The sequence below is a fragment of the Rhodopila sp. genome (assembly GCF_965276935.1).
Classification (GTDB): domain Bacteria; phylum Pseudomonadota; class Alphaproteobacteria; order Acetobacterales; family Acetobacteraceae; genus Rhodopila.
On sequence record NZ_CBDIBS010000001.1, the window covers coordinates 118,801 to 133,051 of the forward strand.

Consider the following 14,251-nt stretch of genomic DNA (forward strand, 5'->3'; position numbering starts at 1 on the left):
ATGGCAAGAAACCGCCATGTCGACCCGCCGCACATTGCTGGCTTGCGCTGTTCCCGCGGTCCTTGCAGCATACGCCCGCGTGCAGCCGGCGCAGGCCGCCCCGGCGGGCAACAGTTTCCACGACTTCCTGACTGAAGTCCGCACGCAGGCGAAGCGGGCTGGCATCGCCTCCGCGACGCTGGATCGGGCCTTTGCCGGCGTTACGCCGAACCAGAAGGTGCTGGAGCGCGACCGCCACCAGCCTGAATTCAGCATGACCTGGGCGCGCTATCGAACACTGGTGATCACCGACAAGCGCATCGTCGATGGCCGTCAGGCGGTGGCGGCGAACCGTGCCTTGTTTCGTCGGGTCCAGGAGCGCTTCGGCGTCGCGCCTGGGGTCATCGCCGGCATCTGGGGGTTGGAGTCCAGCTTCGGCACCGGCACCGGCGACTTTCCGGTGGTGGAAGCTCTTGCCACCCTGGCCTGGGAAGGCCGTCGTGCGGCCTTCTTTCGCGGCGAACTGCTGGCCGCGCTGAAGATCCTGGATCACGGCGACATCGCACCCGCCGGCATGACCGGCTCCTACGCCGGCGCCATGGGGCAGCCGCAGTTCATGCCAACCAGCTACCTGCGCTACGCCATCGATTTCGACGGCCACGGGCGCCGCGACATCTGGACCAGCAATGCGGATGTGCTGGGCTCCATCGCCAACTACCTGGCGCAGTCCGGCTGGCAAGACGGGCAGACCTGGGGACAGACGGTCTCGGTTCCGTCGGGTTTCGCGGCGGACGGGCGCGATGCCAGGCGCCCGCTGAGCGAATGGGCGCGCGCTGGCGTGCGTCCAATCGGCGGAAGCTGGGCGGCCTCGCCCGATACGCCGGCCGGGATCGTGGCGCCGGACGGGACGGGCGGTGAGACCTTTGCCGTCTTCGGCAATTTCACTGCGATCCGGCGATACAACCCGTCGGATTTCTACGCGATCGCGGTCGGCCTGATCGGCGACCAGGTGCTGGCGTGATGCGGTTTCGCGGCATGCGGACGGGATCGTCCAGCCACGGCCCAAGGATCAGGCGCCGCGCCGCCCGCCCGCGATGACTAGGCGGTTTTTCCTTCCGGTCACCCTTGCTGCCCTGCTGCTCCACGCCTGCACCCAGCCGCCAAAACCCGATCCGCATTACGTGCTCGGCCCGCCCTACCAGTCCGGCGGCGTCTGGTTCTATCCACGCGACTCCGACGATCTGGATGAAACTGGCTTGGCCGCTGTCCTGACAGGGGCGCACCCGCCGCTGACCACGGACGGGGAGGTATTTGATCAGACCGCGCTGGCCGCCGCGCATCCCACGCTCCAGCTTCCCGCCATCGCGCGGCTTACCAACCTGGAAAACGGTCTGCAGGTGATGGTCCGGCTGAACGACCGTGGCAATCCGGATCCGCGGCGGCTGGTGCAGGTTACCCGTCGTACCGCGACGTTGCTCGGGATGTCGCAAACCGGCATCGGCCGCGTCCGGCTTCAGGTCCTGCCGGTGGAAAGCCGAGCAGCGGTGGAGGCTGTGCCGGGCGCGCCAAAACTGGCGATCAGCCCGGCGCCGCGCGGGCCGGTGGAGGTCGTGCAGCTTGCGCCGCCATCCGGTGTGCGCCAGGGCAGGGGACGCCCGCTGGCGGACGCTGCCGTCATCAAGCCGATAGACGAAACGATCGTTACACCACCGCTGCGCCTGCCGGAGGCCGTGGTGCGGACAATCCCCCAGCCGAACCGCCTGATGGTGCGGCTGGATACCTTCGACGCGTTACATAATGCAGCCGTGCAGCAGGCGAAAATGAGCGGCGCCGGCGCCCGGATCGTTGCTTTCCAGGAAGGGCGGACCCGCCAGTTCCGCGTGCAGATCGGACCGCTCCAGGATGTCGCCCGCGCCGATGCTGTCTTGCTCCAGGCGCTTGAATACGGGATACCTGATGCCCGCATCGTCATCGATTAACAGAAGGTTCCGTCGCGATGCTGACCCGTCGTAGTGGCTTGCTGGCGTCCGTGTTGACCACGTTGCTTCCCACCGGCGCCATGCCGGCGTTCGCGCAAAGACATCCGTCGGCGGGGGCGCATTCGGGTGCCGGAAGCAGGAAGTTCAAGGAGCCGGCACCAACCGGCTCCCCGGCGGATACCCCGCTCGGCCCGGTCGATACCACCGCCCGCTGGGCCTATGGAATGGATTTCACAACCGGCGCCACCTTGCTGGAAAAGCAGGCGGACGAGGAGATGCCGCCGTCCTCGATGACCAAGCTGATGACGGTATATCTGGTGTACGAACGCCTGAAGCAGGGCCGCCTGAAGCTGGACGATGAACTGCCGGTCACCGAAAAGGCCTGGCGGATGCAGGGGTCAAAGATGTTCGTGCCGATCGGCGGCTCGGTGAAGGTGGAGGACCTGATCCGCGGCGTGATCGTGCAGTCCGGCAACGACGCGGCGATCGTATTGGCCGAGGCACTCGGCGGTTCCGAGGAAGGCTTCGTCGACCTGATGAACAAGAAGGCGGCTGAACTTGGCCTGACCCATTCCTATTTCAAGAACTGCACCGGCTGGCCCGACCCAGACCAGCACATGAGCGCCCGGGACATCGCCGTCCTGGCCGGCCGGATCATTCACGACTTCCCGGAATATTACCACTACGACGCGGAAAAATCATTCCGCTACAACGGCATCGACCAAGGCAACCGCAATCCGATGGTGCAGCGTGGCACGGCGGACGGCTTGAAGACCGGACACACCGAGGCCGGTGGCTACGGCCTGGTGGTCAGCTCCAGGCGCAACGACCGCCGCGTGATCCTGGTGCTGAACGGCATGAACTCCATGCATGAACGCGCCGAGGAGTCGGAACGGTTGATGGACTGGCTGTTCTTCAACTTCGAGGACGTCACCCTGTTCACCGCCGGCGATGTGGTGGACAGCGTGCCGGTGTGGCTGGGCACCGAGCGGACGGTGCCGCTGGTGGCCGGTCGCGACCTGATCGTGACGATGCCGCGCAACTGGCGGCAGAAGGCCTCGATCAAGGTCAGCTATGACGCCCCGCTGCGCGCCCCCGTGACAAAGGGCGCCACGGTCGGCAAGCTGACGGTGACGGGAGAAGGCGTCCCCCAGATGGACGTGCCGCTGCTCGCCGCCGAGGATGTCGGGCGGCTGGGCTTGCCGGGACGTGCCATGGCGGTGCTGTCGAAGTATGTGACCGGAACGTGAGCCTAACAGGTTCGGCCAGGGGTTCCATGGCGGGTTCCACCGGACGCTTCATCACGCTGGAAGGAGGGGAAGGTGCTGGCAAGACGACACAGTCGGCGCTGTTGACCCAGGCACTGATCGAGCGGGACTTGCCGGTGCTGCGCACGCGCGAACCCGGTGGCTCTCCTGGTGCGGAACTGCTGCGTGGCATCCTGCTGGATGGCGGTGTGGACTGGGCGGCGCCGGCCGAGACCCTGCTGCATTTCGCCGCGCGAGTAGAGCATGTGGCGAAAACGATCCGACCAGCGCTGGATGCCGATACCTGGGTGATCTGCGACCGGTTCTTCGATTCCACGATGGCCTACCAGGGCTACGGCCAGGGCGCCGACCGAGGCTTCATCACTGGGCTGACCCGGCTGCTGGGATTGGCACCGGACCTGACAATCGTGCTCGACGTTTCCGAAACCGTCGCGGCGGAGCGGATGCGCCGGCGCGGCAATCCCGCCGATCGGTATGAGCGGCTGGATGAAGCGTTCCACGCCCGGGTGCGGGAGGGCTTCCGCGCCATCGCAACGGCCGAACCGGCGCGCTGTGTCCTGCTGGACGCCTCGGGCGACGTGGCGACGGTTCATACAGCTCTGATGACCGTGGTGTGGAGGTGGTTCAGACCTGCCCAAGGTTCGCCGCGAATCGCCGGCTAGTACGCCGGCACAGAGGTTTTGGCGGGTTGCCAATGCAGTTTAGCTGGCTTCCAACCTCACCATTGCCTGATGTCCAGGGGCGTTAGGACCTTCGCACCATCTGCTATGGGTGAACTAAGGACATTCTGATACCTGGATGATCCGATGATTGGGCGTCCCCAAAACGGCTAATATCAGATCATGCCAACGAGTTAAGGTGGCACTTATGGCACCTCACATCTACGATGTATGCCTCAGTTAACGGCCAGCAGTATAAAATCTGCCTGCGTTTCAGCGTAGATGCGCTAATACGAAAGGTGCATGATGATGCTCAACACGACGATGATCTTAGTTCGACTTTGGCCATTTGGCGGCGCTCATGCGGCGTTGCAGAGGGCGTAGGTCATGCCTTCGCGTAGCGCCTTGGAGGGTTTTTTGCTGTCTACCCTGGACCGTGACATTGAAAAACCTTGTGCGGCCCAGATTTCGCGACGCACGGCGGCAAGTGTATCGGCGAAAGTGGGCCGCTGCTTGTGGTACCAGGCGGCGGTCGAGACGGCCAGGCGGGCCCGGTGGGTCAGGCGGGTGCCCAGCAATGTGACGATGGAGAACAGCGCCAGCAGGCATGGTGTGGTGCGGGCGATCGCTTGATCGGACCACTGGCGCTGGGTCTCAATGCCGAGGTGATCACGTGTCTCGCGGAACGTCACCTCCAGCGCCCAACGCCGCACAAACCAGCCGATGATGTCGTGCGCATCGTGAGCTGGATCGGTGCACAGCAGCGCCTGTGGCGCGAACGCGCCGTTGGGATCGCGCAGCAGCACCCACCGGATCGGCAACACCGGCAATCCGGCATGATACCACACGGCGCGATCCGAGCAGATCTGCAGACGACGCTCGGTGTTGCCATACCAGCCTGAAACAGAGATCGATTGCCACTCGGTGCTGGGATCTTGCAGTCTCTGGATCAGCGTTGGCAGCCGCGCACCCTTCTTGCGGGGTCGCCCTTTGGCGCCCGGCTCGCGCGGTGCGGCTGGCTTATACAAAGCCGCATCCAGGCGCAGGCGGGTGATACAGATCAGACCCTGGCGCATCAGCGCTGCCAGCAGGTCAAGCGCGGCAAAACTGCTGTCGCCGACCAGCACAACCAACCGTTTTGGCAGCCAGCGCCGCGCCTGCAAGGCCACCTGACGGGTCCAGTCTGTTAGTTTCTTATGCCGTTGGTTGTGCGTGCGGCAAAAGCGTTCCGAGGGCGCCAGCACGGTCAGGAATGGCAAACCCCAAACCCGCTGTGCCCAGGGCACAGGCGCCAGCACCATCAGGCTGAGCCAGCGCAAGCCGCTGGTCTTGACGAAGAACGACTTCGATGAGCGGACCGGCTCACGGTAGATGCCCTTGGCGCTGATCCGCTTGCCACGTCGGCGTTCAATCGTGTCATCCACACCCAGCACGATCGGATCGGTTGAAACGAAGCGGTTGATCAGCAGGTCCAGCAGCAGACGCGCCGCATGCCGGCTGCGCCAGATCGCACGGTTGAGCACGCGATGGTAATTGACGAAGTGCCGCTCCCGCCGCAACCCGATGATCCGCAGGATGCTGCTCACTGTGCGCTGGCCCGGCGCCAGCAGCGCGCCCAACAACAGCAATCGGGCGTGCCGCCAGGTGCGCTGCTGCACAAACACCGAGGCAAATGCTAAAATGATGGCGGCGAAGCGGGGTGGCAGGCAAAGCATGACGGCATCTCCCGGCAGGGATGCCTCATTCTATGCCTCCATCCGCTCCGCCACCCAACCTCGGCCGATGCCTATCCACTCAACCAAATGGCCAAAGTCGAACTTAGACCTCCTGGGCAAAAAGCCGGAGAGATACATTCAGCACTCTATGGGCCGCTATCGCATGAAGGAACCAAACGGCGATGATGTTACCATGCGAGAAGGCGGACAAGATTTTTTGGTTGAGCCGGTAGCCACGCAAATGGACGATCTTACGGACGCTTCGCGATTAGTCCGCCATGGCTCGAAATACAGCGTGGCGCCAAACTAGCGCACCGGAGTCGGCGCATAACCCACATTATTCTTATCGTTCCAAAATCATTGCATTTATGAGGCTTTTTCTGATTGACTTGTTATGCATATTGACGGTAGGTTCTACGGTTACACTCGGCATTTCGACGAACGCAGCGTTAACATGAATTACCGACCGCCTCAGGAAGACGACGATCTTCCGATTTACCGGCTTGCCGACGCCCGAAAACGTCTAGAAAACCTGCGCCAATTTCTGCCGACGTCTGTCAGCTTAGCGACACTTGGCGTGAGGTCTAAAACGCCGTTTCATATTCTTTGCGTCCGCGAGGCTTTGGCATGGCGGACGGAAGAATTTAGTCGCACTGCATGCGACGCAATTGAAAAGGGTGATGTGGCGTCTGGGATGTTGCTTACCCGCGCGGTAATGGAAAGCACAGCCTGCATTTGGCGGCTACGGAAACTCTTGGTGACCCGCGCGCAGCGGAAGACGGAAGAAGTTCAGGCGGAAGCACTCTCAATGTTTGCGGGATCAAAGAACGGCCCAGAATTTGCAAAGAGCATCAATATCTTAACCCTAATTGACGATTTGAACAAAACCATTCCGCTATTCAGGAACAACTACGACACTTTTAGCGAGGTCGCGCACCCGAATTATAGTGGGGTCGTAGGGCTCTTTGCGGAGATCGACAGGCCCAGCTTTGTCATGAACTTCGCCCGTGGCTGGAGCAGGAACGAGGTAAAGCCGCAAAGCGCTATTGAGATACTTGCAACCTGCCTCGATCTTTTCATTCTGGTTTACAACGAGATTGCAGATCAGATGCAAGGATATCTGGCCGAGCTAGAGCCGCTATAGGCGTTTACCCCATAGACCATTTTTACATTTGGTAATGTTCTTTGTCACATGTAATTTTTTATCGATTGATTCTCTGCTTTACGCGATAACTGCCACATGTCGCCCGCTATGCGCACATCGACGCTCGTGTCCACAAATTGCCCATCGTGGCGAATGCCCGAAAAGAAGGCGGCTGTCCCATACAGGACGTTAGTCTGACTGGCAGCGCATCTTGATCGAGAGGTTTTGCCTCTCAAGCCGTTAAAACTTCTAGGTTAAGGTACTAGAGCATTGTTCGCTCACGCTGACCCGGCATCGGCCCGCACCTTATCTGGTACGGATCGGTGCCGCTCGATCGACAAATTCTCTAATAAGCCAGTGCTTCCTGTTCGACCGGCACCCAGCGGCCATCCCTGACAACCGTCAGGAACGAACGGGTCGAGGCATGGTGCTGCTCCGGCCCAAAGGACAGTTCGGAGCCGAAGCTGTCCTTATAGTCGTGAATGCTTTCCATGCCCTTGATGAAGCTGTCCACCGTCAGGTCGCGTCCGGCACGCTGCAAGCCCAGTAGCACGAGGTGCGCGGCGGTATAGCCGACCTCGCCATGAAAGTTGGGATCGCGGCCAAAGCGGGCCTTGAACTTCTTGGCGAAGTCCTGCACCTCGGGCCGCGGATCGTCCGGATAGGCATACAGCGCCGGTGCCATGCAGTAGAAGCCTTCGGTGGCGCCGCCCGGCAAGCTTGCCACCGCCGTGTCATAGGACGCGAACTGGCCGACCATATCGACGTTCCAATTCATCTTTCGCGCGGTCTGAATAATGATGTTGGTGTCGCGGACGATGGTGCCCATCATGACGATGTCGCAGCCGGCATCGTGCAGTTTGCTGACGTTGGCGTTGAAGTCGGTGTCGGTCGGGCGGTGCGCGGTGGTCGCGACGACCTTCAGGCCCAGCGCCTGGGTCTCGGCCGTCACGCCGGCCAGCACATCCTTGCCGAAGTCGGAATCCTGGTAGCTGACGCAGAAGGCTTTGCGGCCTTTCTTCTCGGCGAAGTATTTCACTGCCGCGCGCATCTCATCGTAGTAGGAGGCGAACTGTCCGAACTTCAGCCGGTTGTACGGCTCATACATCGATCGTGCCGCGGTCAGCGGGAACATGTTGGGCACGTTCTTGGCGAACTGCGCCGGCATGTTGGCATCGTTCATCGGCGTGCCGCCATCATCGATGGCAAGGAAGATGTCGTCATTGTTCAGCAGCTTGTTCATCGCCTGAACCGCGCGCGGAATCATGTATTGGCTGTCCTCGAGCACGAACTTTATCTTGCGGCCGTTGACGCCGCCCTTTTCGTTCGCCTCGTCGAAGGCCATCCGCACCGCATCGCTGTTGTTCACGCCCTGCACCGCCGTGACGCCAGACAGGTCGGTGACGGAGCCGATGACGATTTCGGTATCAGTCACGCCACGCACCGGACTGGCCGCGTTGGCGATCGAGGTGGTCATCAGAAGACCAGCGGCAAGAACCGGTAACCAGCCTTTGCTAAACCTTATCGGCATCAAATCGTCCTTCCCTGCGTCCGGCCATGCACGCCGGTTTCGTTTGTGTCCCGGCTCGTGCCGAACGGCGGCAAGCTAGCCGGGACAGGTCCGCGAATAAAGCCTCTTGATACGGTGCGTTGCCTAGTCCTCGCAGTGCGGCGCCTGGGCGCGCGGGGGCCTGTGTTACACCATCACGACAGGCCGCACCGGCGCACCGGTAGCGCCTCGGAATTTTGTCGCCAGCAGAATGAAGCAGCCGGCATGGACGCGGCCGGCGGCGAGTTCCTCCAGCGCCAGGTTCTCGATCAGGTAGACGCCGCATTCGGCCAGGGCGAACCGGTGCACCGGCATCATCAGGCCGCGGTCGGGGTTGGGCAGTACTTCCACCGCCATGGTGTCGGCGCCGATTGCCGCGATGCCCTGGTCGATCAGCCACTTTGCCGCCGGCACATCCAGGCCCGGCTCGCCTTCCAGATAGCGGGCGTTGTCGGTGCCATAATAGCGGCCCCAGCCGGTGCGGATCAGCGCGATGTCGCCCGGTTCCACCGCGAAGCCGCCCGCGTCCGCGGCGCGCTTCAGGTGGTCCGGCGTCACCGTCTGGCCGGCTGACAGATGGGCGCTGCCCGCGGCACCCGCGACATCAAACAGCAGGCCGCGGGTGATCATCGGCGGCACATGCTCGATCCCCAGCCGGTCGAGCCCCCAGTCGGTCACCACGTCCGCCGCGGCATTGTTGTTGTAGAGCCTGTCGCCGTTGGAAAAATGACCCAGCGCGTCGATGTGGGTGCCGACATGCGTGGTCATTTCGATGCGTTCCAGGTTGGTGCCGGCATCGTTCGTTGCCCCCAGCTTGCGGCGGCGCTTGATGGTGTCGCGCCAGGAACCGAAGATCGACATCAGGAACGGCGTCTGATTCGGCGCCATGTATGGCGCGCCCATGAAGATCTCATGGCTGACATCATAGATACGGCCCTGCCGGACAGAGGTCAGGGCGGCAATGCGCTTTTCCACCGTCAGCAGGTTGCCGGCGCCGACCTGGTCGGTCGGCCCCCACTGGCTGTGGCTGTGGATCAGGTTGGGCATGTCTGACGCTCCCGTATTGTTCGGCCAATAGCGTGCCACCGCCGGTTTCGCCACGGCAAGCGCGCCGGGCCGTCTCGGTCGCTCAAGGCGCCAGCGGCGTAAACGTGTCGACGATGTCGCCCCGCGTGGGCAGGTCGGCGGTGGTCCAGCCGCCACCCAGCGCCTCGATCAGCGACACGCTTGCCAGCAGCCGGTTTTGCTGGATCGACAGCGCGCTCTGCTGGTCCGACAGCAGCAGCGTCTGCTCAGTGATCACGCTGGTATACGCAACCGTGCCCGCCCTGTATTCATTGAGCGTCACGTCCACGGCCCGTCGAGTGGACGATACGGCAATGGCTTCGGCCTTGGCCTGCGCCTCCAGGATGCGCAGCGACGACAGGTCGTCCTCTACCTGCTGGAACGCGGTCAGAACCGTGCCCCGGTAGCTCGCCACTGACGAGTCGTAGACTGCGCGCGCCTCCGCCACGGCCGCGGTGCGGAATCCGCCGTTGAACAAGGTTTCGCTGCCCGACGCCGCCACCTGCCAGATCTCGCTGCCGACGGTGAACAGTTGCGACAGCGGGGTGCCAGCGAACTCGCCCAGGGTGGACAACGTGATATTCGGATAATACGCCGCGATCTGCACCCCGATCAGCGCATTCTCCTGCTGCATCGCGCGTTCGGCGGAGGCGACATCGGGCCGCCGCTCCAGCAACGCTGACGGCAGGCCGGGTGGCAGCACCGGCACCTCGGAGGCCAGCCGCCCAGGTGCGAGCGTCAGCTCCGCCGGCGGATGCCCGGTGAGCACGGCGATCGCATGTTCGTATTGCTGCCGCTGCACGCCAACCCCGACCAGCTCCGCCTGGGTCGATTGCAACTGTGCCAGCGCCGTCACGTACGCGGCGCTGGATGAGGTGCCGGCACGATACTGGTTCTGCGTGATCGACAACGACTGCTGGTAGGCCCGCACCGTCTCGCTCAGAAGTTGCATGAGCGCATCCTCCGCCCGCAGGTCGAAGTAGTCGGCGGCCAGCGTCGCCTGCGCCGACAGCGTCGCACCGGCCAGATCCGCCGCGTTGAGCTGCGTGTTGGCAACCGAACTTTCAACCTGCCGCCGCATACGGCCCCAGATGTCGGGCACCCAGGAGACGGTTCCGCTGACGGTGTACTGCGTGGCCGGCCCGCTCAGCCCGCGGCCGCTGCGGGTGACGCCGGGACCGGCCTGGACGACCGGGAACAGGCTCGCGCGCGCTTCGGCCACCAGGGCGACCGCGCTGCGATACTGCGCCTCGAACGATTTCACCGTCTGGTTGGAGACCGCGACCATCCGCTCCAGCCGGTCGAGGTCCGCGTCGTGATACACCGACCACCAGGCGCCCCGATCCATGGCATCGGCCGGATGACTCGGCTTCCAGTCGCCGAGTTCCTTGAACACCGCCGGGGTCGATGCGGCCGGGCGCTTGTAGTCCGGTCCAACCATGCAGCCCGCCGCCGCCAGGCAGAGGGCGCAAGCCCAGACGAACCGCATTATTCGGCGGCCTCCGGCGCGGCCAGGCCGGGAAAGGCACGACGCCACTGCCGTTTCGCCGCCAGCCGCAGGCGATCCAGGTACAGATACACCACCGGCGTGGTGTACAGCGTCAGCACCTGGCTCACCATCAGGCCGCCGACGATGGAAATGCCAAGCGGTCGACGGAACTCGCCGCCGTCGCCGAAACTGAGGGCGAGGGGCAGGGCGGCCAGCAGCGCCGCGCCGGTGGTCATCATGATCGGGCGAAAACGCATGACGCAGGCCTGGAAGATGGCGTCGCGCGGCTGCAGGCCGTGCGCGCGTTCGGCCGCCAATGCGAAGTCGATCATCATGATGGCGTTCTTCTTCACGATGCCGATCAGCAGGAAGACACCGATCAGGGCGATGACGCTGAATTGGATGTGGAACAGCATCAGCGTCAGCACCGCGCCGATGCCGGCCGAGGGCAGCGTGGACAGGATGGTAATCGGGTGGACGTAGCTCTCATACAACACGCCGAGAACGATATAGAGCGTTGCGATAGCGGCGACAATCAAACTCAGCTCGCTGTCGAGGGCCTGCTGGACGATCTTCGCCGTGCCCTCGAACGATCCATGGATCGAAGCCGGCATGCCGATCTGGCGCATTGTCCGATCCACCGCCGCCGCGGCATCGTTGAGCGTCTTGCCGGGTGCCAGATTGAAGGAAATCGTCGCGGCGACGAACGGCCCCTGATGGTTGACCGCCAGCGGCGTTTTCCCGTGCCCGTAGGTGGCAACCGTGGACAGCGGCACCATCGTCTCCTGACTGGTGCTGACGGCGGCGGCCGAGGGAGCACCGCCACTGGCGGTCGCCGCCAGTGCATTGATCGACGCATTGCGGGCCGAACTGGCGGCGATGGAAGCGGCCGTTGGCGTGGCCGTGCCACCGCCCGCGCCGCCTGTCACGCCGCCGCCCGCGCCGCGTGTCACGCCGCTGGCCGCGCTGCGTGTCGCACCCCCGCTTGCGCCGCTTGTCCCGGAGCCAAGCTTTGTCGCGGCGGCGAACGTGCCCAGTACGGCGTTCGTCGTCTGTGTGCCCGAGGCGGGGCCGCCAGTGGTACTGATGTAGATGTCCTTCAGCGTCTCCGGGTTTTGCCAGTACTTCGACGCCACCTCCATGATGACGTGGTACTGGTTCTGCGCGCTGTAGATGGTCGATACCTGGCGTTGCCCGAACGCATCGTACAACGTGTTGTCGATCTCGTTGGCACTGAGGCCGAGGCGGCTGGCAGTGGCGCGATCGATCGTCACATCGGTTTCCAGCCCCGTCTGCTGCTCGTCGGTGCTGACGTCGCGCAGCACAGGATCGCGCTGCAGCGCGCGCTGCAGCTTTGGCGCCCAGTCGTACAGCAGTGCCAGGTCGTCGGCTTGCAAGGTGTACTGGTAGGCGGCGTTGCTCTGCCGGCCACCGGCTCGCAGGTCCTCCACTGGCTGCAGGAACAGTTGGGCGCCGGGTACCACGCCCAGCTTTCGCCGCAGACCGCTGATGACGTGCTCGATGCCCGGTCTTTGCGACAGCGGCTTTAGCGTGACGAAGACCTGCCCGGTATTGGTCTGGGAGGCTGGGCCGCCGCCGCTCTGACCGGTGAAGCCAACCACGCTTTCGACGGCCGGATCGCGCTGCACAATCGCCGAAAGCTGCGTCAGCTTTCGCTGCATCGACTGGAAGGAGACGCTTTGGTCGGCTTGCAGGCTGCCCATCAGTTGGCCGGTATCCTGTTCCGGAAAAAATCCTTTAGGTACAGCGGCATACAGTTCAAAATTCAACCCGATCGTGATCATCAGCACCAGCATGATCAGCATTGGGTGGCGCAGCGACCAGGCCAGTGTGATCCCATACAGCCCCTGTGCCCGATCGAGCAGCGAACGTCGCTTCGGCCCGTCGGCCGGGACCGACGGACGCAGCAGCAGCGCGCACATCATCGGCGTGGTGGTCAACGAAATCACCAGCGACACCACGATGGCTAGCGACAAGGTCACCGCGAAGTCGCGGAACAGCCGGCCGGCAATGCCGCCCATCAGCAGGATCGGCAGGAACACCGCGATCAGCGACAGGCTGATCGAGACAACGGTGAAGCCGACCTCCCTGGCCCCCAGCAGCGCCGCCTGGACCCGCGGCATGCCATCCTCCAGATGACGTGTGATGTTCTCCAGCACGACAATGGCGTCGTCGACGACGAAGCCAGATGACACCGCCAGCGCCATCAGGGAGAAAATGTCCAGGCCGTAGCCCAGCAGGTACATCGTGCCGAAGGTGCCCACGATGGAAATCGGCACGACGACCGCCGGGATCAGGGTCGCCCGGACGCTGCCAAGGAACAGGAATATTACCAGGATCACCATGCCGACCGCGATCAGCAGCGTCAGTTCCGTGTCGCGCAGGCTGGCACGAATGGTGAAGCTGCGGTCGTTGGCGATCTGCACGTCCATGTCGCGCGGCATCGCCGCCATCAGTTGCGGAATGGCCGCCTTCACCGCGTCCACCGTGGAGATGATGTTGGCACCCGGCTGGCGGAACAGGATGACCAGCACCGCCGGCTGGCCCTGCGACAGGCCGAGGTTGCGGATGTTTTCCACCGAATCCGCCACCTCGCCGACATCCGACAGGCGCACCGCGGCGCCATTGCGGTAGGCGACCACCAGCGGCTTGTAGTCGGCCGCATGCGTGGCCTGGTCGTTGGTATAAAGCTGGTAGTGCCGGCCATCCGCCTCGATGGCGCCTTTCGGGCTGTCGGCGTTGGCCGAGGCAAGCGCCGCGCGCACGTCCTCCAGCCCGATGCCATACTTGTTCAGCGCGGTCGGGTTCAGCTCCACCCGCACCGCCGGCGGTGCGGCGCCGCCGATGACCACCTGGCCCATGCCCGGAATTTGCGACAGCTTCTGCGACAGCACGTTGCTCGCGGCGTCGTAGATCTGGCCACGGGTCAGCGTGTGCGAGGTCAGCGCCAGGATCAGCACCGGGAACGAGGCTGGATTGAGCTTGCGATAGGTCGGGTTGCTGCGCAGGCTGCTCGGCAGGTCGGCGCGCGCGGCGTTGATCGCCGCCTCCACATCGCGCGCGGCGCCGTTGATGTCGCGGTTCAGTCCGAACTGCAGCACGATCCGGCACTGCCCGACCGAGCTGGTGGAGGTCATCTCGGTGACATCGGCGATCTGGCCCAGATGCCGCTCCAGCGGTTCGGCGACCGAGGTCGCCACCGTGTCCGGGCTGGCGCCCGGCAACTGCGCCTGCACCAGGATGACAGGGAAATCAATGTCCGGCAGCGGCGAGACCGGCAGCCGGAAGAAGGCAAACAGGCCCGCCAGGGTGATCCCGATCGACAGCAGCGTCGTCGCCACGGGACGCGCGATGAACGCGGCGGACAGGTTCATGTTAAGGCC

General features: G+C 63.8%; 10 protein-coding genes. 5 read left to right on the forward strand and 5 right to left on the reverse strand.

Annotated features, from left to right (window positions below; genetic code table 11):
• Positions 1-16: 16 nt before the first annotated feature.
• From ACQY4S_RS00565 to tmk, 4 genes are all read left to right on the forward strand, one after another.
• Positions 17-1,000 carry a lytic murein transglycosylase gene (locus ACQY4S_RS00565; RefSeq protein ID WP_428483221.1) on the forward strand — a complete coding sequence of 328 codons (984 nt, stop codon included), beginning with the start codon at positions 17-19 and terminating at the stop codon, positions 998-1,000.
• A 73-nt stretch (positions 1,001-1,073) separates the two neighbouring features.
• Positions 1,074-1,958 carry an RlpA-like double-psi beta-barrel domain-containing protein gene (locus tag ACQY4S_RS00570; RefSeq protein ID WP_428483222.1) on the forward strand — a complete coding sequence of 295 codons (885 nt, stop codon included), beginning with the start codon at positions 1,074-1,076 and terminating at the stop codon, positions 1,956-1,958.
• 17 nt (positions 1,959-1,975) lie between these two features.
• Entirely contained in the window at positions 1,976-3,208 is a 1,233-nt protein-coding gene (locus tag ACQY4S_RS00575; protein ID WP_428483223.1) for a D-alanyl-D-alanine carboxypeptidase family protein, read from the forward strand.
• 26 nt (positions 3,209-3,234) lie between these two features.
• Positions 3,235-3,888 (forward strand): dTMP kinase, encoded by a 654-nt coding sequence (gene tmk, locus ACQY4S_RS00580; protein ID WP_428483224.1) that lies wholly within the window; start codon positions 3,235-3,237, stop codon positions 3,886-3,888.
• Positions 3,889-4,244: 356 nt separating this feature from the next.
• Here tmk and ACQY4S_RS00585 read toward each other — a convergent pair whose 3' ends face one another.
• Positions 4,245-5,600: an IS701 family transposase gene (locus ACQY4S_RS00585; RefSeq protein WP_428483225.1), complete on the reverse strand. Its 1,356-nt coding sequence runs from the start codon at positions 5,598-5,600 to the stop codon at positions 4,245-4,247.
• 454 nt (positions 5,601-6,054) lie between these two features.
• Between ACQY4S_RS00585 and ACQY4S_RS00590 the strand changes: the two genes are divergently transcribed.
• Complete coding sequence (locus ACQY4S_RS00590; RefSeq protein ID WP_428483226.1) at positions 6,055-6,744, forward strand: hypothetical protein; 690 nt, start codon at positions 6,055-6,057, stop codon at positions 6,742-6,744.
• A 346-nt stretch (positions 6,745-7,090) separates the two neighbouring features.
• Here the strand turns inward: ACQY4S_RS00590 and ACQY4S_RS00595 are convergent, their stop codons facing one another.
• The 4 genes from ACQY4S_RS00595 to ACQY4S_RS00610 form a co-directional block, all read right to left on the reverse strand.
• Complete coding sequence (locus tag ACQY4S_RS00595) at positions 7,091-8,275, reverse strand: ABC transporter substrate-binding protein (RefSeq protein WP_428483227.1); 1,185 nt, start codon at positions 8,273-8,275, stop codon at positions 7,091-7,093.
• A gap of 165 nt (positions 8,276-8,440) precedes the next feature.
• Positions 8,441-9,340, reverse strand: a complete 900-nt coding sequence (locus ACQY4S_RS00600) for a cyclase family protein (protein WP_428483228.1) — start codon at positions 9,338-9,340, stop codon at positions 8,441-8,443.
• 82 nt (positions 9,341-9,422) lie between these two features.
• Entirely contained in the window at positions 9,423-10,847 is a 1,425-nt protein-coding gene (locus tag ACQY4S_RS00605) for an efflux transporter outer membrane subunit (protein ID WP_428483229.1), read from the reverse strand.
• Complete coding sequence (locus ACQY4S_RS00610; protein ID WP_428483230.1) at positions 10,847-14,242, reverse strand: efflux RND transporter permease subunit; 3,396 nt, start codon at positions 14,240-14,242, stop codon at positions 10,847-10,849. Before ACQY4S_RS00610 ends, ACQY4S_RS00605 begins: the two co-directional genes overlap by 1 nt.
• Positions 14,243-14,251 lie beyond the last annotated feature (9 nt).

Coding starts and splice junctions, on each gene's coding strand:
- ACQY4S_RS00575 (WP_428483223.1), top strand. CDS start 1,976: ATGCTGACCCGTCGTAGTGGCTTGCTGGCGTCCGTGTTGACCACGTTG.
- ACQY4S_RS00610 (WP_428483230.1), bottom strand. CDS start 14,242: ATGAACCTGTCCGCCGCGTTCATCGCGCGTCCCGTGGCGACGACGCTG.
- ACQY4S_RS00565 (WP_428483221.1), top strand. CDS start 17: ATGTCGACCCGCCGCACATTGCTGGCTTGCGCTGTTCCCGCGGTCCTT.
- ACQY4S_RS00605 (WP_428483229.1), bottom strand. CDS start 10,847: ATGCGGTTCGTCTGGGCTTGCGCCCTCTGCCTGGCGGCGGCGGGCTGC.
- ACQY4S_RS00590 (WP_428483226.1), top strand. CDS start 6,055: ATGAATTACCGACCGCCTCAGGAAGACGACGATCTTCCGATTTACCGG.
- ACQY4S_RS00570 (WP_428483222.1), top strand. CDS start 1,074: ATGACTAGGCGGTTTTTCCTTCCGGTCACCCTTGCTGCCCTGCTGCTC.
- ACQY4S_RS00585 (WP_428483225.1), bottom strand. CDS start 5,600: ATGCTTTGCCTGCCACCCCGCTTCGCCGCCATCATTTTAGCATTTGCC.
- tmk (WP_428483224.1), top strand. CDS start 3,235: ATGGCGGGTTCCACCGGACGCTTCATCACGCTGGAAGGAGGGGAAGGT.
- ACQY4S_RS00595 (WP_428483227.1), bottom strand. CDS start 8,275: ATGCCGATAAGGTTTAGCAAAGGCTGGTTACCGGTTCTTGCCGCTGGT.
- ACQY4S_RS00600 (WP_428483228.1), bottom strand. CDS start 9,340: ATGCCCAACCTGATCCACAGCCACAGCCAGTGGGGGCCGACCGACCAG.